Here is a 20,615-nt window from a genome sequence, read left to right on the forward strand (position 1 = left end):
CTTCTTCGCGATCTTCTTCTTCGGTTGTCCGGTGCAGGCGCCCGACGCGACACCCGCGACCGTTTCCGGGCCAGACGAGGCAGCGGCTGGCCCAACCGCCAGTGGTATCGCGAGGCAGGCCACAACGGCAACGAATTCCCCTCCGTGGTCATTGCTGCATGCACGTGAGTACCAGGAGGAACCCGCATAACAGGTTGCCCAACTGCACACATGACGTGAAGGCGATCAATGAATGACCGGCACGCCAACGAGACCCTCCGCCCTCGAGCAGGACTGGCGCTACACCAGGCTCCTCAACGCCAGCCTGCGGCCGCTGGAGGAACGCGTGCCCGCCTGCGGCAACTGTCAACGGGCAGATCGCCGTGCAGGAGGCAGACGGCAACGAAACCACCGTCGACTGCCTCGCGTGCGGCGGCGCCGGCCAAGTCGGGGCGCTTCAGGACAACGGGGACAGCGGGCGGTAGCGGGCGGCTAGCCGACCTCCGGCAGCCCTTCGTCCGGCTCGCTCGGCGGCTCAGGCCCACGCTCCGCCTTGCGGCCGTTCTCCTCCCGCATCGCCGTCAGCCACGGCCACAGATCCAGGGGCCCCTGCTTTGGGCAGGCCAGCGCGTGCTCGATCCGGCAGCGCTGGAACATGTCCGGCGGAGCCACCCCGTACAAGGCTGCCCGACCGTCCGACAGGACGATCCATCGATGGTCAGCCGGCACCGTGTGAGCCAGCGGTTCCATGTCCGGCTCCATCATCCGCCAGTCATCATCAAGCGTCCGTATCCGCTCCTGCGGGAGCCCGCAGTAGATGCAGTTGAACGTCTGCCCGTGGCCGATGCGCCGCGCCCCTTCAGCACTCCCCATACCGTGAGAGTGAGACTTCTGGCCGCATGCCGCACGGCTCGAACCAGACGGGGCGCCAGGGCCGCCGCAGGCGCGCGTCGGCAGACGAGGCACCTCGCCCTCCCTCTCGGCGCAAGCCACCCGCCCGCAGCGGCCGGACAGGCGTCCTAGACGCCACGATGCCCCCGCCCAGAACGGGCGGGGGCATCGCAAGACAGCCCGATCAGGCCGCGGTCGTGACGATCGGCGAACCCATCTTCGGCATGTCGACGTCGAAGACCTGCGCGAGCAGGTAGCGGGCTATCGTGTCGTGCTCGAAGTTGCTGCGGCCGGTCGGCATCGTCAGCACGATCTCCCCGGTCTTCCGCTGCACGGCGGCGCCGAGGAACCCGCGATCACTGATCGAGCTGGGGTAGACCTCAACTCCCGTCTCAGCGAGCAGGTCGGGCAACGGAGTGTCGAGCAGGTGGGCGGGCGAGAGGTCGGAGGCAGACTTTAAGCTCGACTGTGAATTCAGCGTAGGCTTCATGACTAAGTCCCTTCGATGGGATGGACTCATTGATCAGCTAGTTCACGCTAGCTGGTTCGGTGGCCCGGTGTTCGTGCACCGGGCCGCTTTGTGTTGCCGAGAAGCTAACAACCACTGCCTTCTCGCCGGTGCAGCCAGTACCGGGCAGTGACTCACGTGCGTCCTGCCCGGGCCCTCGGCAGCAACCGGAATGCATCCCCCGGGGCGGCTGTCGGCGGCAGGGAGGGCCCGCAACCTAGGAACGGTTCGAGGTCGAACTGCTGACGGCGAAGCCAGAATGAAGCTCCTTACGAGGAGGACTTCGACTAGGCGACCGCCTCTGACCTCATAACTCCTGACTGTCGGCACCTGCTTTTTCAATGTCCCCAGGAATCTACCGGCGCCAACAGGTATGAGGCACGGCGTTTGCGTACAATTCGGCCGGCGGCGAGAAGAGGTACACAGGCGCCCCGTGAAGCCTCTGAGTGACATATCTGGGGACCGGTCGGGGCGGGCACACGGGCATCGGCGTGATCGTGACGGGCTTCTTCACCTATCGGGGCACGCGTACAACTGCGGCGATTCAGGCAGCGCCAGCTGCGAAGGTTGGGGAGTTCGCGGTGTTGCAGGCGACGGTGGAGCGGGTCGATAGGAGAACGAGCAGCTTCGGGTACGGCAGCCACGGCTGGAGTCGATTGTGGGGCCTTCACTTGGTCCTTCGATGACCTGCGCTGTTGGTCCCGCCCCAGAGTCATCTCGTGTACGGCGTCCAAGGGCTAACCGCTGAGGGCACTGTTGATCGCCACCGAGCCGGCCTCACGCAGCCACTGATTGGCGATCGAATCCGGAGCCCTCACCAGGAGACCCATGACCGCGTCGTACGCCCGTCGCAGGGCTGTCGGATTCGGCTGCTGAGCCGATGCCTCGCCGTGCAGGGCTGCCGCTTCCTCGACGAGTTCCGCTTCGGCGATGTCGTCGAGCCCGAGTTCGGGAAGCCGTGTCAGCACGTCCCTTGCGAATCGCAGCAGCGAGTCCGGCTTCACGCCCCAGGTGTTGTTCATGGTGTTCTGCCGGCCTCCGATCTGGATGCCCTGGGCTCCGGACTCGACCGTCGTGTTGTACGTGTCGCCCGTCGGCGCGGGCCTGGGGTAGAGGAATTCTGACACTGTCATCCCACTTTCTGCGCAGTCGAGCCCGAGGCGGGTCAGGGAAATGCGGTGCGCCGTATGGATCTCCCGATAGCCGGGGTCCGTCCAGTGCGTCTTGTGGAACAGCTCCATCAGGTTTCGTTCAACCAGATACTGTGCGGCCTCGCGCAGGTCTTCGAGCGTCAGAGGAACGCTTTCGAACGACGCGTCAGGAGACCCCATGAAGTCGCCGCAGACCGGCATGCGGTCACCTGCTCGGTACAGTTGATGCGCCCAGCCCAGAAGCGCGTTACGTGTATGGACGGCACGGGCGGTCGGATCCTGAGCCGCCCGGGCCATGCGCAAGGCCTCACGCTCCGCAGCGACGGCTGTCATCCTGCCGCCAAGCCCTCGGAAAACACGGCGTAGTCCAGTCGCAGACCGCTCATCGGGACGATCCGTACTCAACGACCCCCTCCTCCCCCTCGATGCCCCTCACCTCGGACCGAACCGCAACGCGGGGAAACGTAACCTTGCTCTACCCCTGAACGAGCATCTTTCCCCTGATCCCACGCAGAGCGGTCCTTTTGTGCTAGAGATCTGCAATAGTTGCGAGTCCGGTCTTGGCGATGAGCCCCTAGATGAGTGGGGGCGGCACTGCATCCGTTTCAGGCGCGTCTTCACCAGCGCGGTGAGCTGGTCGAGGCTGTGTTTGGTGAGGTTGGCCAGGGACCTCTTCAGGTGCGACCACACGCCCTCGACCGGGTTGAACTCGGGAGCGTACGGCGGCAAACGGTAGGCGATCAGCCGCCGCATCGTGTGGCTGACATGCGTGTTCAAATTGTCCCAGACCAAGATGATCGGACCGCCGAGCTGCTGGTGAGCAGCGTCGAGCAGGCGGGTGTAGTCGGTTTCGGTGAAGCCCTTGCGCCCGGCCTTTGGCAGGGCCGCGATTTAGGTGGATGCGATAGATCGGCCGTGGCCGACGGCCGGCCTTGGTGCAGATCAGCGCCGCCATCGAGACCCGTTTGGTGCCCGCGGCGGTGACCTCCACGACTGGGGTGCGGCCTCGGCTGCCCAGGTGCGGCCCGTGGGCGGCTGTAGGCCCTGACCTGCCTCGCCCTCGAAGCAGACCCAGGCGCCCAAGTCCGCCGCCCTCCTTTTATGACGGGCCACCGCTTGTCCTTCCAGGCGGCGATCTTCGACTCGTCGGACGAGCCATCCAGGACAACCCGGTCCAACACCCAGAGAACCCGGCACAACGCCAGGCGGCACAGAGCCTTTGCCCAGGCGGACACGAACACGCAGCCCCGGTGGAGCGCATGCACCACGACGCCGCGATCTACACGATCTTCGAGGGCACGAGCGGGATCCAGCGGCTCGTCGTCGCGCGGACGATTTCGGGGATGCCGATCCGCTGGGCGCGCGCCGCGTCGGGACTCTTTTCCCCGACGGGCTTCGGGTGGCAGGCAGGCGCCCCAGCACTGGCGGGTCGTCGGCGCCGTCCTAGCAGGGGCGGCGAGGCGCGTCGTCCCTGTGCTTGGTGCGCCCGCTACGGCCGGTACACGTACGGCGTGGTCGTGCAGAGCGTGGTGAAGCCGAGGCGGTCCAGGATCGGGCGGCTGTCGTCGGAGGCGTCGACCTGGAGGTAGCGGTAGCCGCGCTCGATGGCGATTCGGGCGCGGTGGGCCACCATGGCGCGGTAGATGCCCTTGCCGCGCCATTGGGGGTCCGTGCCGCCGCCCCAGAGGCCGGCGAAGTCGGTGCCGGGGCGGAACTCCATCCGCGCGCCGCAGACCGGACGGTCGCCGGCCATCGCGACGACCGCGACGATCTCGTCGGGGGCCGTGGCGAGTTGGGCGAGCACCCGTCGGGCGAGGTGTTCGCTCAGTGCCGCGTCGTCCGCGCCGAAGGCGGCGAGGTGCGCCTCGGACATGAGCCGTACGCCCGCTTCGTCCGTGACCGGCAGCAGCCGTACGCCGTCGGGCAGTTGGGGTCCCGCGGGCAGGGACGCGGCCTCGGCGACCATCACGGTCTCCACCGGGTCGGCCTGGAACCCGGCCGCGAGGAGGCGGTCGGCGAGGTCGGCGGGCCGGTCGTAGGAGTGCAGCTTCCACTCGAACTCCCGCCCGGCGGCGGTGTAGTGGCGCACCTGTTCCGCTATCACGGCGTCCGCGGTCGACGCGTCGATGTCGGCCCACAGGACGCCGTTCCAGTCGTGTGCCGAGCCGGTCACGCGGACGACGTCACCGGTCCGTTCGACACGCGTGTCCCCGCCCTCGCCCTGTGAGTCGTGCCGAATCTGCCGGTCGTAAGCGGCCAGTACCGCTGCATGATCCATGGGGTCACCTCAGCAGGGCGGCCGGGTGGCGGCAAACGGTTTTCGGTGGGCCGCGGGCGGCGGCGGGGAGTCAGGCGTGCCATCGGCAGCGCACGGCCGCCGTGGCGAAGCCGGGGCCGAAGGCGATGGCCGCGCCGTGCGCGCCGTCGTCGGGCGGATCGGCGTGGGTGCGTTCCAGGACGCGGAGAATGCTCACGCCGCCGAGGTTGCCCTCCTGGCTGAGCGTGGCCGTGGCGTGCCGTGCGGCGTGTTCGTCCAGGCGCAGGGCCGCCACGGTGTCGGCGATGATGCGGGGGCTGCCCGGATGGATGACGGCGAAATCGGGCCGCCGCGGCCCGAGCCACTCCAGGAGACGGGGCATCACGTCGGTGACGGCGGCCAGCACCTGTTTCGTGGAGTCGAAGTGGATGCCGTCCGTGCCGATCCGGCCGCGCTGCCGTTCGAGACTGTCCGGCAGGACGTACTCGAAGGTGTCCTCGATGGCGACACCGGGGCCCAGCGGGGTGTCGGTGACGACCGTCGCGGCGGCCGCGTCACCGAACAGCGCCTTGTAGATCATCGATTCGATGGTGGTGTCGCTGTGGTGGTAGATGCTGGACAGCACCTCGGCGGCGACCACGAGGACCTTGCTGCCCGGTCGCGCGGCGACGAGGTCGGCGGCGCGGGCGAGCGCCTGGGTGCCGCCCGGGCAGGCCACGGTGGTGAGCGCGACGCGACGCAGGTCGGGGCGGAGTCCGAGCCGTGCGACCAGGCTGATGTCCAGGTTGGGGACGGCCCAGCTCGTGGTGTGTGTGGTGACGATCGCGTCGATGTCCCGCGCGGCGAGCCCCGCGCTGTCCAGAGCCGTGACCGCGGCCCTTTCCGCCATGACGAGCGCGTCGTCGAAGGCGGCGCGGGCACGCTCCCCGACGTCGGCGGTGCCGGAGACGGTGGGGGAGTCGAGCGGGCGCGTGAAGTAGCGGGTGTGGACACCGCTGTTGCCGATGACGCGGAGTATCGCGCGCAGGCGCGGGTGGTCGGCGTGGTGCGCGCGCACGTCGTCGGCTATCTCGGCCGTAGTGATCTTGTGGTCGCCGACGACGGTATGAGGTCGCAGTACGTGAGCAGTCACAAGGCGGCTCCCCGGAGGATCGGCAGAGCGGGTGGCGGTGTGGCCAAAGTACTGCAGTGTGGCCCGAGTGCCCTGTTGAGCGCCGACTGCTCCGTGGTCCGTCTGTGGTCCGTCCGTGGCCCGTCCGTGGCCCGGCGCGTCACTGCGAGCGGAGGATGGGCGCGCGCGAGTGCGTGCGCTGCGCGCCCCGGTGGAAGACCAGGATCATCAGCCGTGAGCCGGGCGCCGTCAGGGGCTGAGCCGCACACATGGTGACCCAGCCGGGGCCCTCCAGGGCGTGCAGCAGAGGGCGCTCGTCACCGTCGGGATGCGGGTGCGAGTTGCCCGCGGTGTAGAGATCGGCGATCTCGGGATCGGCGAGGATCTCCTTCTCGATCTGCCGCAGTATGTCGTCCTCGGGCCTGGTGGCGAGCGCCGCCCGCAGCTGCGGCAGCACCATCGGGGCCCAGGCGCTGTGCCAGTTCATGAGCGTCTCGCGGCCGTGCGGGTCGAGAAGCATCCAGCGGAGCGTGTTGCCCGGCACCTTGCCGCTCGGGAACATCCCCGCGAAGGCCGAGTTGTAGGCGAGCATCTCCCACGACGCGTCCGTCACGTAGGCCATGTGCCCGATCCCGTCGACCGCCTCCTGCCAGACGCCGGGCACCTCCTTGCCGGAGGAGAGGTGGAGCGGGCCCGGTGGGTCCTGGAGCAGCGCGTAGCGACAGAGGGACACCCACTCCTGTTCGTTGAGCCCGAAGAGGCGGGCCACGTCCCGGAGCAGCGAGGTCGGCGGATTGGGGTAATTGCCGGACTCGAGGCGGTGATACGTCCCGAACGTACGGTGGAGCAACTGGTCGACCTGGTGCTGCGACAGGCCGGGGGCGCGCCGGCCCTGGCCTGTCGGGCGGGCGAAGCCGTGCGATTCGGGAGCTATGAGGGCGCGTCGTTCGCGGAGCAGAGCGCGGAGCGCCGTCTTGTTCATGGTGGGTAATCCCTCTTGGTGCACGCCGAGTTGGAGCGTGATCAGTCTAAATATTCACATCGGCTTTGGTAGTAAACATTGCCCGAAGAAAACGATCAGTCGCTGCGGCATCATGGAGCGTGCGGGGTCACCGACCTGCAGGTTTGATCGTCGGATGACGCCCGTGCGCAACAGCGGGGCATCTTGTCCGGGGAGTTTGAGAATGGCTGAAATTCCCCGGCATTGGGTACCCCCTAGGCCTACTGGGCCGATGTGGGAAGCGTGTGGGACGCCTGTTCGTATTTCGACCCGAGCGGTTGGCGGTCTCGGAATCGGAGCAGCGCGGGACCGCGCGGCCCTACTTCCCGCGGTGGTTCCGTAGGATCCCGGCTGCGGTCGGTGCCGTCACTCGCCATTACGTAGCGGCCACGGTACCGGCCGCCCGTGGTTGTCCCCGGACGGCCGGTGTGACTCTCGATCACGTGGTCTCGGCGTGCTGCTCCTCCGCCTCGATGCGCTCTTCCGCCTGCGCCAGGATCTCCGTGACCCGCAGCCCGAACCGGACATCGCACGGATGCGCCGTGCCGCTGCCCGCGGACTCGATGAGCTCGTCGACCGCCGTCCGCAGCGCCTCTCCCGGCTCCTCCCACGGCGGCAGCACGACGGTGCCGCTCTCGCCGCGCAGCTCCACGGTCAGCCCCGCGCACTTCGCCGGCGCCGTCAGGCTCAGCGTCGCCGTGCTGGACGCGCCGCTGGTGTGCCGCAGGATGAGATGCGCGGTGTCCGCGGGGCCCGGCGCCGCCGTCACGGCGCTCACGTCGCCCAGTACGGGTATCAGCATCGACAGGGCGTGCGGGCCCACGTCCCACAGGCCGCCCCGGCTCGCACGCCACGGTGACGAGAACGGCGCGGTGCCGTCCGGGGCGTAGAACGAGCCGTACCAGTCGGCGCGGCCGGTGAACCAGCCACCCGTGGTGACCTGCTCGGACAGCCAGGCCGACGTGTCGGCGGCGAAGCGCAGCGTGAAGAAGACCACGGACGCCACCCCGGCGCGCTCGACCGCCGCGGCGAGGTGCTGTGCCCCGTCCGTCGTCGTGGCCACCGGCTTGTCCAGCAGCAGGTGGCAGCCCGCGGCCGCGGCCCGTGCGGCGAGCGGCGCCTGTACGTCGGGCGGTACGGCGAACGCCACGGCGTCGCTCGCGGCGAACAGCTCGTCCACGTCGGCGTACGCCGTGGTCTTGTGTGCGGCGGCGAGCGTGGCCGCCGCCTCGGGGCGGCGTCCCCAGACACCGCTGAGGTCGACGCCCGGGTGGCGGGCCAGTGCGGGGGCGTGGGTGGCGGAGGCCCAGGGGCCCGTGCCCACCAGGCCGATACGGAGTCGGTTCATGGGCGGCAGTATGACCGAAGCCGCCCGGCGCCGACCTGCCCCGGAGGCGCCGCCCCGTCCGTCGGGGCGGTTCACGGCCACCACGCGGGTGCCCCACGGCCCCACGTGTCCCGAGCCGGGCCCCGAGTCACGATTCGAGCCGCTTCGAGCCACTGCGACCCGTACTTCGGGAGCGCTTCGGCTCGCGCCTCGAGTGCGGAGTCTCCGCTTCCGCCGATCACCGGTGAAATCCCCGGCGGTGAATGGCCATTCACCCGCTATGGTGAATTCGAATTCACCTCAGCGGGCGGGGGGAGACGCCGTGGGGCCCGTCGAGAGACCGGGTGACGCGAGAGGCCCGCGGGCCCGGCCGGCCGTTCCCGTCCTGGCGTTCGGCGGCATCCTCATGGCCGTCACGCAGACGGTGGTCGTGCCGCTGCTGCCCGATCTGCCCCGGCTGACCGGCAGCTCCGCCGGGGCCGTGTCCTGGCTGGTCACGGCGACACTCCTGTCCGGGGCGGTCCTCACGCCCGTCCTCGGCCGTGCGGGTGACATGTACGGCAAGCGCCGCGTGCTGCTCTTCGCCCTCGGTCTGATGGCCGCGGGTTCGGTGCTCTGCGCGCTCACGTCCGACATCCGGCTGCTGATCGCGGCGCGTGCCCTGCAAGGCGGCTCCGCCGCGGTGGTGCCGCTGTCCATCAGCATCCTGCGCGACGAACTCCCGCCGCGCCGTACCGCTTCCGCGGTCGCCCTGATGAGCTCGACGGTCGGGATCGGCGCCGCGCTCGGTCTGCCGCTGGCCGCACTCATCGTGCAGTACGCGGACTGGCACGCCATGTTCTGGGCCACGGCGGCGCTGAGCACCCTCGGCCTCGTCCTCGTCCGGTGGGCCGTGCGGGAGTCGCCGGTACGGTCCCCGGGGCGCTTCGACACCCGGGGCGCGCTGGGCCTGGCGGCAGGGCTTGTCTGCCTGCTGCTCGCGGTGTCGCAGGGCGGCCAGTGGGGGTGGGGGAGCGGTCCGGTCCTCGGGCTGTTCGCGGGCGCCGCCGTCATCCTGCCTCTGTGGTGGCGCGTACAGCTGCGGACGGAACAGCCACTCGTGGACCTGCGTCTGGCGTCCGGGCGCCGTGTGGCGCTGCCGCACGTGACCGCGCTGCTGGCCGGATTCGCCTTCTACGCCAACTCGTTGCTGACCGCGCAACTGGTGCGGGCGCCCGCAGGGAGCGGTTACGGCCTGGAGCTCTCGATCGTGGCGGCCGGTCTGTGTCTGCTGCCCAACGGCATCGTCATGCTGGTCCTCTCGCCGGTCTCGGCCCGTGTCTCGACGGCACGCGGACCTCGGGTGACCCTCGCCGTCGGCGCCGCGATCATGGCGCTCGGCTATCTCGTACGGATCGTGGAGAGCCGGGAGTTGTGGGTGATCGTGGCGGGCGCCGCGGTCGTGGCGACCGGGACGACCTTCGCGTATTCGGCGCTGCCCACGCTGATCATGCGGGCGGTGCCGGTCGAGCAGACCGCGTCCGCGAACGGGGTGAACGTCCTGATGCGGACGATCGGCCAGAGCGTCTCCAGCGCGGCGGTCGCCGCCGTACTCGTCCGGTACGCGTCACCCGTCGACGGCGTCCAGGTCCCCACGCTCGGCGGCTACCACCTCGCGTTCACCCTGGCGGGGACGGTCGCGCTCGTCGCATGCGCGACCGCCCTGGCCATACCCTCGGAACCGGCACCGAAGGCGGACCCGGCAACCGCCCGGCACGGTGGGCCCGCCGAGGAGACGGCCCTGGACGGAAGGTGACGATGGCGGCCACTGCGGCAAGTGCGACGACGGCACGCGGGGCGGGTACGGAGGCTGCGGAGCACTCGGCCCCCGCCCCCACCGGCCGCAGAGACGCCGAAGCGACCAAGGGGGCCATCATCCGTGCCGCCCGGCACCTCCTCGCCCGGCATGCGCACGGTGACATCACCCTCAAGGCCGTGGCCGAACGCGCTGGGGTCAGCGCGCCGTTGGTCCTCAAGTACTTCGGCAACAAGGACGCGCTGTTCTCCCAGGTCATGTCCTTCGATGCCGACGCCGAGGGGTTCCTCGACGCACCCGTCGCAGAGCTCGGCCGGCACATGGTCCGCCACCTGCTCACCGGGCAGGCGGAGCGCGGCGCGGACCCGATCCTGCGCATCGTCTTCGCGCCGCTCCACGGGGAACAGGGCGACATCCTGCGCGCCAACTTCCGTGTGCAGGTGGCGCATCGGCTGAGCGAGCGGCTGCCGGGCCCGGACGCCGGGCTGCGCGCCGAACTCGCCGTGGGCATGCTGCTCGGCCTGGGCGTGATGTACGGCATCGCCCGCGGCCCGCACCTGCGCGCCGCGGAGATCGACGAGATCACCGACCGGTACGCGCCCGCGGTGCAGGCCTTCCTGACCCCGCGCTGACCCGCGCCTTCGGCTCCGCCGTGCCGGTCCGGCCCGCGCCCCGCCGTACGACGACCACCGCCGCGAGTCCCACGGCCAGGCCCGACGCCGTCTGCGGGCCGAAGGGCTCGCCGAACATGAGGGCGCCCCAGAGCGCGGTCACCGGCGCCATCAGGAACATCAGCGTGTTGACCTGGGTGACCCCGGAGCGCCGCAGGATCAGCCAGTACAGGCCGTACCCGCCGAACGTGGAGAGCGCCACCAGCCATCCGATGGCCGCCCAGAAGGACGCTTCGGCCGGCGGCGTCGCGGCTCCCGCCGCCAGCGCGAGCCCCGTGAAGATCACGGCACTGGTGACGCAGTGGACGGTCAGCGACACCGCGGGGCCGACCGTGCGGGACGCGCGCCGGTCCAGGAACGTCGCCGCCACCAGCGAGAACATGCCGAGAAACGGGACGAGGTAGGCCCACCACGGGGCGTCCCCGCCGCCGGCGAAGTCGGCCGCGGTGACGATGACGACTCCGGTCACGCCGAGCCCGAGCCCGATCCACTGGGTGCGGGAGACGTACTGGCCGAGCAGCGGCCCGGCGAGGGCGCCCGCGACCAGTGGCTGGGTGCCGTCGATCAGCGCGGTCGTCCCGCTGGAGACGCCGAGCTGGATGGCGTAGTACACGGTGAGCAGGTAGCCGCTCTGCGACAGGGCTCCGACAGCCGCCTGCCGCCCCAGGTCACGCGCCGTCAGACCCCGCCAGGAGGCCCGCGCCACGACGAGGGTGACGAGCCCGAGCACCACGGCCAGCGGCAGGAAGCGCCACATCAGGACCGTCACCGCGGACGCGCTGCCCGCGCCCAGCTTGGCGCCGATGAACCCGGAGCTCCAGGTCAGGACGAAAGCGGTCGACAGCAGGACGTTCATGGATTCCTCCCCGACGTGCGATGTACGGCCTGGTAGACCGACCTGTATACCTGAGATCGAGTATACAGATCGGTCTACTATGGGTTCATGAGCGACGACCAGCACGGAACGGAAGGCGGGCCGGCGGCCCCGCGGCGCATCGTCATGACGCCGGGCGCGCGCCGCGCCCTCGACGCCGCGGGGCGGCTCTTCTACGAGCGCGGCATCCATGCCGTCGGCGTGGACCTGATCGCCGCCGAGGCCGGGGTGACGAAGAAGACCCTCTACGACCGGTTCGGCTCCAAGGAGCAGATCGTCGTGGAGTACCTCGCCGACCGGGACGAGCGGTGGCGGGCGTTCCTCGCCCCGTATCTGGAGGCCGCGCCCGCGCCGCGCGCCCGGATCCTCGCCGTCTTCGAGGCCTCGCGCGACTGGGCCGACGAGTACTCGGGCAAGGGTTGCAGCATGGTCAACGCGCACGCGGAGATCAGTGACCCCGCCCATCCCGCGTACCCGATCATCATCGGGCAGAAGGCCTGGATGCTCGCACTCTTCACCGGTTTCGCCGAGGAGGTCGCGCCGCGCGGTGCGGTGCGCCTGGGGCGGACGCTGATGCTCTTGCACGAGGGCGCGCTCGTGGCGCACGGGCTGCAGGTGTTCCCTGCCGCGATCGACCAGGCGCGCGAGGACGCGGCCGGGTTGTTGAGCGGCACGGCGTAACGGCACGGCGTGACGGCGACGGCGTGACGGTAAAGGTTCGGGATCGTTGACAAGTCTTTGCCCGTGGCCGGAATGTTTCGTTCCGTCGTACGGGCCGCTCCCGTGGGAACGGGCCGATCGGGTAGAGCCATCGCCCGCCGCGGCTCTGGCCTTGGTAAAGAGCGGCCGGAACCGTCGGGGTCGGTGGGCCGGTCGCGCTCCGGGGTGCGTTGACCGTACGCAATCGGAGGCGCACGCTGCACACATAGGTGCTAACTACACCTAGTTAGCCGAGCGGAAGGAAAGCGCATGTGCGGCATCACCGGCTGGGTCTCCTTCGACCGTGATCTGACGGCCGAGTCCACCACCCTGGACGCCATGACGGAGACGATGTCCTGCCGTGGTCCCGACGACCGCGGCACGTGGACCGGCGGGCCCGCCGGGCTCGGACACCGCCGGCTCGCGATCATCGACCTGCCCGGTGGCCGCCAGCCCATGACGGTCGAGACGCCGACGGGCACCGTCGCCCTGGTCTACTCCGGCGAGACCTACAACTTCACCGAGCTCCGCCGTGAACTGACCGGCCGCGGCCACCGGTTCACCACCGAGTCCGACACCGAGGTCGTGCTGCGCGGCTATCTCGAATGGGGCGAGGCCCTCGCCGAGCGCCTGAACGGCATGTACGCCTTCGCGATCTGGGACGCGCGCCACGACAAGCTCGTCATGATCCGGGACCGCATGGGCATCAAGCCCTTCTACTACTACGAGACGCCCGACGGCGTCCTGTTCGGCTCCGAGCCCAAGGCGATCCTCGCCAACCCGCTGGCCCGCCGACGCGTCACCGTGGACGGCCTGCGCGAGGTCTTCGCCCTCGTCAAGACGCCCGGTCACGCCGTGTGGGACGGCATGCGCGAGGTCGAACCCGGCACCGTCGTGACGGTCGGCCGCTCGGGGCTGCGCCGGCACGTCTACTGGTCGCTGGAGACGCGCCCGCACACCGACGACCGCGACGCCTCCGTCGCGAAGGTCCGGGAGCTCCTCGACGACATCGTGCGCCGCCAGCTCGTCTCCGACGTGCCGCGCTGCACGCTGCTCTCCGGCGGCCTCGACTCGTCGGCGATGACGGCGCTCGCGGCGCGTCAGCTGGCCGAGGCGGGCGAGACGGTCCGCAGTTTCGCCGTCGACTTCGTCGGCCAGGCCGACAACTTCGTAGCCGACGAGCTGCGTGGCACGCCCGACATGCCCTTCGTGCACGACGTGGCGGAGTCGGCGGGCACCGAGCACCGCGACATCGTCCTGGACTCGCACGCGCTCGCCGACCCGGAGGTGCGCGCCAAGATGATCCGCGCGCGGGACATTCCCATGGGCTTCGGCGACATGGACGCCTCCCTCTACCTCCTCTTCCGCGCGATCCGCGAGCACTCCACGGTGGCGCTGTCGGGGGAGTCCGCGGACGAGGTCTTCGGGGGCTATCTGCAGTTCTTCGACGAGACGGCGCGGACGGCCGACACCTTCCCGTGGCTGGTGCGGTTCGCCGACCACTTCGGGGACGACGCCGGTGTCCTGCGCCCCGACCTGACCGCCGCGCTCGACCTTCCCGGCTACATCAAGGAGAGCTACGCGACGGCCGTCTCGGGCATCCGGCGCCTGGACGGCGAGAGCGACTTCGAGTACCGGATGCGGAAGATCTGCCATCTGCACCTGACGCGGTTCGTCCGCGTCCTGCTGGACCGCAAGGACCGGGCGAGCATGGCCGTCGGCCTGGAGGTGCGCGTCCCGTTCTGCGACCACCGGCTGGTCGAGTACGTGTACAACACCCCGTGGGCGCTGAAATCCTTCGACGGCAGGGAGAAGAGCCTGCTGCGCGAGGCGACGGCCGATGTGCTGCCGCGGTCGGTCTACGACCGGGTGAAGAGCCCGTACCCCTCCACGCAGGACCCCAAGTACGCGGTCGCACTCCAGGGACACGTCAAGGACCTGCTCGCCCGGCCGGGACACCCGGTCTTCGAGCTGGTGGACCGGGCCCGCGCGAAGCGGGCCGCCGAGCGGGAGGCGCCGCAGATCACGCAGGCCTCGCGGCGCGACCTGGAGCGGACGCTCGACCTGGCGCTCTGGCTGGACCTCTACAAGCCGGAGATCACCCTCACCTGACCCCCACACCCCTGCCCTTCACCGGTCCCGCTCGCCTCCCCTGGCCTTCGGCTCCGCCGAGGCGGCGAGCGTGTCGAGGAACCGCTTGAGCGCGGGCGTCCCGTCTCTGCCGAGCCCCCGCTGGACCGGCGGGACGGTCGCTCCGCGCCGGATGTCGGACGCCTGGCACGGACCGGCCCGCTCCTCGGTCCGGACGGTCACGGCGCGCCGGATGAACTCGGCCACCGGCATCCCGAGGCGATCCGCGTGACGCAGGATCGCGGCGTACTCGTCGGGCGTGAACAAGACCTGCACAGGCTTGGCACCGTCCATGGACGCATGATGCCGCCCGGGCGGGTGTGACGCGGTGCGGTTGGCATATTCGCCCTCGAAGGCGTGAAAACAGGGGAAGACACCGACAGGACACCGGCAAGGCACCGACAGGGCATCGGCATGAATGGGGTGTGGCCCCGACCGGACGGGGGAATCTCGGTCGGGGCCACACTATGTTCAATGGTAAACCATAGATCGTGGTTCCCAGGCCAGGGGCGCGCGGCTGTGATCCGCGTTACGGCGCCGCTACTGGATGATCATGATCACCGAGGCCGTCGTCCCCACGACCACGATGAACGTGCGCATCGCCAGTGGCGGAAGCTTCCGGCCGAAGCGGGCGCCGATCAGGCCGCCCACCGTGGAGCCGACGGCGATCAGGCCGGCTGCCGCCCAGTCGATGTCCGCGACCGCGATGAAGACGACGGCCGCGATGCCGTTGACGAGGGAGGCGAGGACGTTCTTCGCGGCGTTCAGGCGTTGCAGGTCGTCCGGGAGGAAGGTGCCGAACAGGGCCATGAGCAGCACGCCTTGGGCCGCGCCGAAGTAGCCGCCGTAGACGCCTGTGACGAGGACGCCGCACCACATGGGGGTGCCGCCGTCGCTGTTTCCGGCGCCCCGGCGGTCCTTGAGCCTGCGGTTCAGCCAGGGTTGCAGGAGGACCAGGAGGCACGCGGTCAGGATGAGGGCCGGGACCACCGCCTGGAAGGCGTCCGCGGGGAGGCGCAGGAGGAGCAGTGCGCCGATCAGGCCGCCGATGAGCGAGGCCGTGCCGAACCGCACCAGACGTCTGAACTGCCCCTTCATTTCCCGGCGGTAGCCGTAGGCTGCGCTCAGCGTGCCGGGCACCAGGCCGAGGTTGTTGGACACGTTGGCGAGCACCGGCGGGAGGCCGAACGCCAGCAGGGTGGGGAAGGTGATGAGGGTGCCGGACCCGACCACCGCGTTGAGCCCGCCGGCCGCGACACCGGCCGCCCCGACGGCCACCATTTCGAGCGCTTCCACACGTCACCTTTCCCGAATCGGAGGCCCGCGCCCCGGGGCGCGTTCCCTGAACCCCGGGTCGACGCCCGTCGCCGGGTCGCCGCCCGGGCCATCAACGATCTTGGTGCACGGTGAAAACCCAAGTCAATCCTCGGGTTTCCTTGTATCTCCCTAAGGGATAGCTTCACCCCCGTGACCCTCGACGACCTTCGCATCTTCATCGCCGTATGCCGTGCCGGCAGTCTCAGCGCAGTCTCCCGCGACCTCTCCTGTACGCAGTCGGCAGTGAGCCAGCACGTCAAACGCCTGGAGCGGGAGCTCGGTGTGAGTCTTCTGGAGCGGCACGCGCGGGGTGTCGTGCCCACCTCGGCCGGGCGGATCCTGCGGGCCGCGGCCTCCGACGGTATCGGCGGCATCGACCTCGCCGTGCGCCGGCTGCGGGAGCAGGCGCGGGGCGAGGGCGGGGCGGTGCGGATCACCACCGGGGCCACCTCCGTACGGCACTTCATGGCCGAGGCCGTCGTCGGCTTCCGGGACCGCTACCCGCGCGTCAGCCTGGAGTTTCAGACCGTGAGCTCCAGCCGCGGCTGCTTCGACGCGCTCGCCGCCGACGATCTGGACCTCGCCTGGATCACCCTCGGGGAGCCCGTGCGCGGCATCGAGCAGCGGCCCGTCGTCGAACTGCCCTGGGTCCTCGCCGTCCGCGCCGACGACCCGCTGGCCGGCCGGTCGCACGTCGAGCCCGCCGAGCTGGCCTCGGGACAGCTCATCACGCCCCCGGAGGGCTCGACGTCGCGCGGCCGGCTCGACGCGCACCTGGGGGAATTGGGCGTGGCGCTGCCGACCGGCACCAGCGTCGCCGACTGGGACACCGCCGTCCTCCTCGCCGAACTCGGGCTCGGGCAGGCCGTCGTGCCCGCGCTGCCCGGCCGGAGCGAGAGCGGCCCTGCCGGGCTCTGCCTCGTCCCGGTCCCGGAGCTGCCGCCGCTCTCGGTGGGCTGGGCCGTGCGCCGCTGGGACGCGCTGAGCCCGCTGGCCCGCGCCTTCGCCGACACCGTCGCCGAGCACTGCGCGCCGCTCGGCCCCCTTCCCGCTCAGGGCGCCAGTCCGGCGGCGCGCGTCTGAAGGTAGTGGGCCTCGGAGAAACTTTATCGGCGGGCAACCTTCCGTGCCCCCGGCGGCGACTGCTCAGCGGCCCGTTCCACCGGACACGGGCGTCCCCCCACGTACGTACAGATGGGAAGCGACGCATGACTGAGCTCCACGGCAAGGCGCGGCACCGCAGAAAGAGGACGTCCCTCCTGGTGGGCGCCCCGCTGGCGGTCGCCGCCGCCGGCGCGATGGCGTACGGCACGGCTTTCGGCGTGTTCGGCGAGGAGGCGCAGCCCCGCGCGGCGGCCGCGACCGCCGTGCAGGACTGGGCCGATGACACCGCCGACGGCTTCGCGTCGGTCCACGCGCTGGGGCAGAAGGGGACGTACGGCGGCCGGGACGGGAAGACCGTCACCGTGCGGACTCTCGCCGACCTGGAGAAGTACGCGACCGCGAAGGAGCCCTACGTCATCGTGGTGGCCGCCACGATCCCCATGGACCCGAAGGGCAAGGAGATCAAGGTCGCCTCGGACAAGACGATCGTGGGCGCGGGCACCTCGGGGCAGATCGTCGGCGGCGGCTTCTTCCTCGGCCAGGGCGTGCACAACGTCATCATCCGGAACCTCACGATCCGGGATTCCTACGAAGGGACCTGGAACGACAAGGAGCACGACTGGGACGCCATCCAGATGGACGGCGCGCACCACGTGTGGATCGACCACAACGATCTGCGGCACATGGCCGACGGCCTGATCGACAGCCGCAAGGACACCACCAACGTGACGGTGTCCTGGAACAGGCTGAGCGACAACAACAAGACGTTCGGCATCGGCTGGACCGAGAACGCCACCGCGGACCTCACGATTCACCACAACTGGTTCCGCGAGACCGAACAGCGCAACCCCTCGACCGACAACGTCGCCCACGCCCACCTCTACAACAACTACCTCCAGGACGACCCGGGCACCGACATCACCTCGTCGTACGGCAACTACTCGCGCGGCAGGACGAAGATGGTTCTGGAGAACAGCTACTTCCAGGGAATCAACAACCCGGTCATCAAGGACGCCACCGCCACCCTCGTGCAGCGCGGCAACGTCTTCTCGAAGACCGCAGGACGCAACGAGAGCGGCGGCACGGCGTTCGACCCGAAGGCGTACTACAAGTACACCCTCGACAAGGCGGCCGACGTGCCCCGGCTCCTCAAGTCCGGTACGGGCCCGCGCGGTTCCATCGGCACGACGGCCGACGCCGGAGCCGGCGCCCGCGCCGACCGCACCCTCACCGTCGCCAAGGACGGCAGCGGCCAGTACACGAGCGTGCAGAAGGCCGTCGACGCCGTCCCCGCGGGCAACACCTCGCGCGTCGTGATCCGGATCGCCCCCGGCACCTACCGCGAGACGGTGAAGATCCCGGCGAACAAGCCGCACGTCACGGTCGAGGGCACTGGCACCAGCCGCAAGGACACCGTCATCGTCTTCAACAACGCGTCAGGGACGCCGAAGCCGGACGGCTCCGGTAAGTACGGCACCAGCGGCAGCGCGACCTTCGCCGCCGAGGCCGACGACTTCCGGGCCCGCAACCTCACCATCTCCAACGACTTCGACGAGGCGCGGAACCAGAACCTGGACGGGCACCAGGCGGTGGCGCTGCGCACCGCGGCCGACCGGGTCCGCCTCGACTCGCTCATCGTCAGCGGCGACCAGGACACCCTGCTCCTCGACACGGCCGCCAAGGACAGGACCGGCCGGGTCTACATGACCAATTCCTACGTCGTCGGCAACACCGACTTCGTCTTCGGCCGCGCCACCGCGGTGATCGACAAGTCCGTTCTCACCCTGAAGAAGCGCTGGAACGGCACCTCGGCCGGATACGTCACCGCGCCCAGCACCACCGCCGGGCGCAAGGGCTTCCTCATCACCCGCTCGACGGTGAACGGAGACGTCTCCGCCGGCAGCTTCTACCTCGGCCGTCCCTGGCACGCGGGCGGTGACGCGAGCCTCGACCCGCAGACCACCATCCGCGACAGCAGCCTGAGCGCCGCCGTGAAGCCGGCGCCCTGGACCGACATGGGCGGCTTCTCCTGGAAGGACGACCGCTTCGCCGAGTACAGGAACACCGGCCCCGGCGCGGGCGGCCCCAGCGGAGACCGCCCGCACCTGACCGACGCCCAGGCCGCGGACCAGGAGACCGCCGACTGGCTCGGCGACTGGAAGCCCTAGCCGCCAACTGAGCACCTACGGGCGCGGATTCAGCCCATGTGTATGGGTGCCGCGCCCTCGGCCGTCTCCTGCTTCCGGGCGTTGATGGCGAGGGCCGTGACGGCGAGGCCCGCCAGGAACATCACGCCCGCGCCGACGAAGGCAAGCGTGTAGCCGTGCGTCAGCGCGTCGGCCGCCTCGGCGACCAGGCCGTGGTCCTTCGTGGCCACGCCCCGGTAGAACGAGGCGGCCGCGTCGGGCAGCCGGTCGTTGGCCGCCGAGGTGGAGATGGTCGCGAGGACGGCGAGGCCCAGGGCGCCGCCGATCTGCTGCGCCGTGTTCAGGAGCGCGGAGGCGATGCCCGTCTCCTGGTGGTCGACGCCGCTGACCGCGCCCAGCGTCATCGGGACGAAGCCCATGCCGAGGCCCAGCGCGGTCACGAACATCGCCGGCATCAGATGCCCGGTGTACGACGAGTCGGGGGTGAGCGTCGCGAACCAGAACATGCCGCCGGCCGCCACCAGCAGACCGGGCCCGGCGATCAGCCGGGGAGCGAGACGGGTGACCAGCTTGGCGCTGAGGGCCGCCGCGACGCCCATGCCGAGGCTGAACGGCAGGTTGGCGAAGCCGGTCTTGACCGCGCTGTAGCCGAGGATCAGCTGCATGTAGAGGGTGAGGAAGTAGAAGGTGGCCATCATGCCGGCGCCGATGAACAGCATGGTGGCGAAGGAACCGGAGCGGTTGCGGTCCCTGAAGAGCCGCAGCGGCATCATCGGGTGCGCAGTCCGGCTCTGGATGAGAAGGAAGGCGCTGAGCAGGACGGCGGCGACGGCGAAGCAGGACAGCGTCAGGCTGTCGGTCCAGCCGTGCTCACCGCCGCGGGTGATGCCGTAGACCAGGGCGATCAGGCCGCCCGTGCCGGTGACGGTGCCCGGCAGGTCGAGGCGGCCCGGGTGGCGTTCTGCCTCGACGAGGGTGCGGGTTCCGGCGAGCACGGCCAGGCCGATGGGGATGTTCACGAAGAACACCCACCGCCAGTCCAGGACGTCGGTGAGGACGCCGCCGAGCAGCAGGCCGACGGTGGCGCCGATGCCGGCCATCGCGGCGTAGACCCCCATCGCCTTGTTACGGGGCTTGCCCTCGGGGAACGTCGTGGCGATCAGCGAGAGGGCGCTGGGCGCCGCGACCGCCGCGCCGACGCCCTGGAGTATGCGCGCACCGATGAGCAGGCCCTCGTTCGGGGCGAGCCCGCCGAGCAGTGACGCCAGGGTGAACACGGCGATGCCCAGCTGGAACATCCGCCGCCGGCCGAACAGGTCGCCCGCGCGGCCGCCGAGCAGCAGCAGCCCGCCGAAGGCCAGCGCGTAGGAGTTGACGATCCAGGCGAGGTTCGCGTCGGACACCTCCAGCGCCGTCTGGATGCTGGGCAGCGCGATATTGGTGATGGTGCCGTCGAGCACCACCATCAGCTGGGCCGCGGCGATCACGAACAGGGCCAGGCCGAGGTGCCGGCCCGCGCCGGGCGGGGCACCGGCCGTGCCCGCCGGTGAGGGAGTGGTGACAGCCGTGCTGTCAGCAGACATGAAAGAGCTCCAGAACGAGGCGTGGACACATTCCGCCGGAACGGGAATCAGGCGTGGAAGGCCTTCTTCCA

At 70.2% G+C, this 20,615-nt stretch carries 18 protein-coding genes and 1 pseudogene; 7 read left to right on the top strand and 12 right to left on the bottom strand.

What is annotated here, in order from left to right:
* Positions 1-471: 471 nt before the first annotated feature.
* The 4 genes from ACI2L3_RS28360 to ACI2L3_RS28375 form a co-directional block, all read right to left on the bottom strand.
* On the bottom strand, positions 472-852 hold the full coding sequence (locus ACI2L3_RS28360) for a DUF6083 domain-containing protein (protein WP_404755220.1): 381 nt from the start codon (positions 850-852) through the stop codon (positions 472-474).
* Between the two features lie 202 nt (positions 853-1,054).
* Positions 1,055-1,360, bottom strand: a complete 306-nt coding sequence (locus tag ACI2L3_RS28365) for a hypothetical protein (RefSeq protein ID WP_404755221.1) — start codon at positions 1,358-1,360, stop codon at positions 1,055-1,057.
* A gap of 755 nt (positions 1,361-2,115) precedes the next feature.
* Complete coding sequence (locus ACI2L3_RS28370; RefSeq protein ID WP_404755222.1) at positions 2,116-2,862, bottom strand: hypothetical protein; 747 nt, start codon at positions 2,860-2,862, stop codon at positions 2,116-2,118.
* Between the two features lie 99 nt (positions 2,863-2,961).
* Entirely contained in the window at positions 2,962-3,321 is a 360-nt protein-coding gene (locus tag ACI2L3_RS28375; protein WP_404755223.1) for a transposase, read from the bottom strand.
* A 206-nt stretch (positions 3,322-3,527) separates the two neighbouring features.
* Between ACI2L3_RS28375 and ACI2L3_RS28380 the strand changes: the two are divergent.
* Positions 3,528-3,884 (top strand): annotated as a pseudogene (locus ACI2L3_RS28380) (acyl-CoA dehydrogenase family protein); the annotation flags it as partial.
* A 134-nt stretch (positions 3,885-4,018) separates the two neighbouring features.
* Here the strand turns inward: ACI2L3_RS28380 and ACI2L3_RS28385 are convergent.
* The 4 genes from ACI2L3_RS28385 to ACI2L3_RS28400 form a co-directional block, all read right to left on the bottom strand.
* Complete coding sequence (locus ACI2L3_RS28385; protein ID WP_404755224.1) at positions 4,019-4,807, bottom strand: GNAT family N-acetyltransferase; 789 nt, start codon at positions 4,805-4,807, stop codon at positions 4,019-4,021.
* Positions 4,808-4,877: 70 nt separating this feature from the next.
* Entirely contained in the window at positions 4,878-5,918 is a 1,041-nt protein-coding gene (locus ACI2L3_RS28390; protein ID WP_404755225.1) for a PhlD, read from the bottom strand.
* Between the two features lie 139 nt (positions 5,919-6,057).
* A complete protein-coding gene (locus ACI2L3_RS28395) occupies positions 6,058-6,879 on the bottom strand; it encodes a helix-turn-helix domain-containing protein (RefSeq protein ID WP_404755226.1) in 822 nt (273 codons plus the stop codon).
* Positions 6,880-7,336: 457 nt separating this feature from the next.
* Positions 7,337-8,245: a Gfo/Idh/MocA family protein gene (locus ACI2L3_RS28400; RefSeq protein WP_404755227.1), complete on the bottom strand. Its 909-nt coding sequence runs from the start codon at positions 8,243-8,245 to the stop codon at positions 7,337-7,339.
* A gap of 259 nt (positions 8,246-8,504) precedes the next feature.
* Here ACI2L3_RS28400 and ACI2L3_RS28405 point away from each other — a divergent pair, with 259 nt between their 5' ends.
* Both ACI2L3_RS28405 and ACI2L3_RS28410 read left to right on the top strand, forming a co-directional pair.
* On the top strand, positions 8,505-10,019 hold the full coding sequence (locus ACI2L3_RS28405; RefSeq protein ID WP_404755228.1) for an MFS transporter: 1,515 nt from the start codon (positions 8,505-8,507) through the stop codon (positions 10,017-10,019).
* A 2-nt stretch (positions 10,020-10,021) separates the two neighbouring features.
* Positions 10,022-10,651: a TetR family transcriptional regulator gene (locus tag ACI2L3_RS28410; protein ID WP_404755229.1), complete on the top strand. Its 630-nt coding sequence runs from the start codon at positions 10,022-10,024 to the stop codon at positions 10,649-10,651.
* Here ACI2L3_RS28410 and ACI2L3_RS28415 read toward each other — a convergent pair.
* The gene (locus tag ACI2L3_RS28415) at positions 10,602-11,546 is read right to left on the bottom strand and encodes a DMT family transporter (protein ID WP_404755230.1); all 945 of its coding nucleotides are present in this window, start codon (positions 11,544-11,546) and stop codon (positions 10,602-10,604) included. The two genes, ACI2L3_RS28410 and ACI2L3_RS28415, sit on opposite strands and share 50 nt — an antisense overlap.
* A 144-nt stretch (positions 11,547-11,690) precedes the next feature.
* Between ACI2L3_RS28415 and ACI2L3_RS28420 the strand changes: the two genes are divergently transcribed.
* Together ACI2L3_RS28420 and asnB are read left to right on the top strand one after the other, a co-directional pair.
* On the top strand, positions 11,691-12,245 hold the full coding sequence (locus tag ACI2L3_RS28420) for a TetR/AcrR family transcriptional regulator (RefSeq protein WP_404755397.1): 555 nt from the start codon (positions 11,691-11,693) through the stop codon (positions 12,243-12,245).
* Between the two features lie 288 nt (positions 12,246-12,533).
* Positions 12,534-14,375: an asparagine synthase (glutamine-hydrolyzing) gene (gene asnB, locus ACI2L3_RS28425; protein ID WP_404755231.1), complete on the top strand. Its 1,842-nt coding sequence runs from the start codon at positions 12,534-12,536 to the stop codon at positions 14,373-14,375.
* A gap of 18 nt (positions 14,376-14,393) precedes the next feature.
* Here asnB and ACI2L3_RS28430 read toward each other — a convergent pair whose 3' ends face one another.
* Both ACI2L3_RS28430 and ACI2L3_RS28435 read right to left on the bottom strand, forming a co-directional pair.
* Positions 14,394-14,687, bottom strand: coding sequence for a plasmid mobilization protein (locus ACI2L3_RS28430; RefSeq protein WP_404755232.1), 294 nt, complete (start codon positions 14,685-14,687; stop codon positions 14,394-14,396).
* A gap of 246 nt (positions 14,688-14,933) precedes the next feature.
* Complete coding sequence (locus tag ACI2L3_RS28435) at positions 14,934-15,689, bottom strand: sulfite exporter TauE/SafE family protein (protein WP_404755233.1); 756 nt, start codon at positions 15,687-15,689, stop codon at positions 14,934-14,936.
* A gap of 171 nt (positions 15,690-15,860) precedes the next feature.
* On the opposite strand from ACI2L3_RS28435, the gene ACI2L3_RS28440 reads away from it, so the two are divergent.
* Both ACI2L3_RS28440 and ACI2L3_RS28445 read left to right on the top strand, forming a co-directional pair.
* Complete coding sequence (locus tag ACI2L3_RS28440; RefSeq protein WP_404755234.1) at positions 15,861-16,793, top strand: LysR family transcriptional regulator; 933 nt, start codon at positions 15,861-15,863, stop codon at positions 16,791-16,793.
* A gap of 125 nt (positions 16,794-16,918) precedes the next feature.
* Positions 16,919-18,982: a pectinesterase family protein gene (locus tag ACI2L3_RS28445; RefSeq protein WP_404755235.1), complete on the top strand. Its 2,064-nt coding sequence runs from the start codon at positions 16,919-16,921 to the stop codon at positions 18,980-18,982.
* 29 nt (positions 18,983-19,011) lie between these two features.
* Here the strand turns inward: ACI2L3_RS28445 and ACI2L3_RS28450 are convergent, their stop codons facing one another.
* Positions 19,012-20,544, bottom strand: coding sequence for an MFS transporter (locus tag ACI2L3_RS28450; RefSeq protein WP_404755236.1), 1,533 nt, complete (start codon positions 20,542-20,544; stop codon positions 19,012-19,014).
* Between the last annotated feature and the right edge of the window lie 71 nt (positions 20,545-20,615).

The sequence above is a fragment of the Streptomyces sp. NPDC029674 genome, assembly GCF_044903205.1.
Taxonomy (GTDB): Bacteria; Actinomycetota; Actinomycetes; order Streptomycetales; family Streptomycetaceae; genus Streptomyces.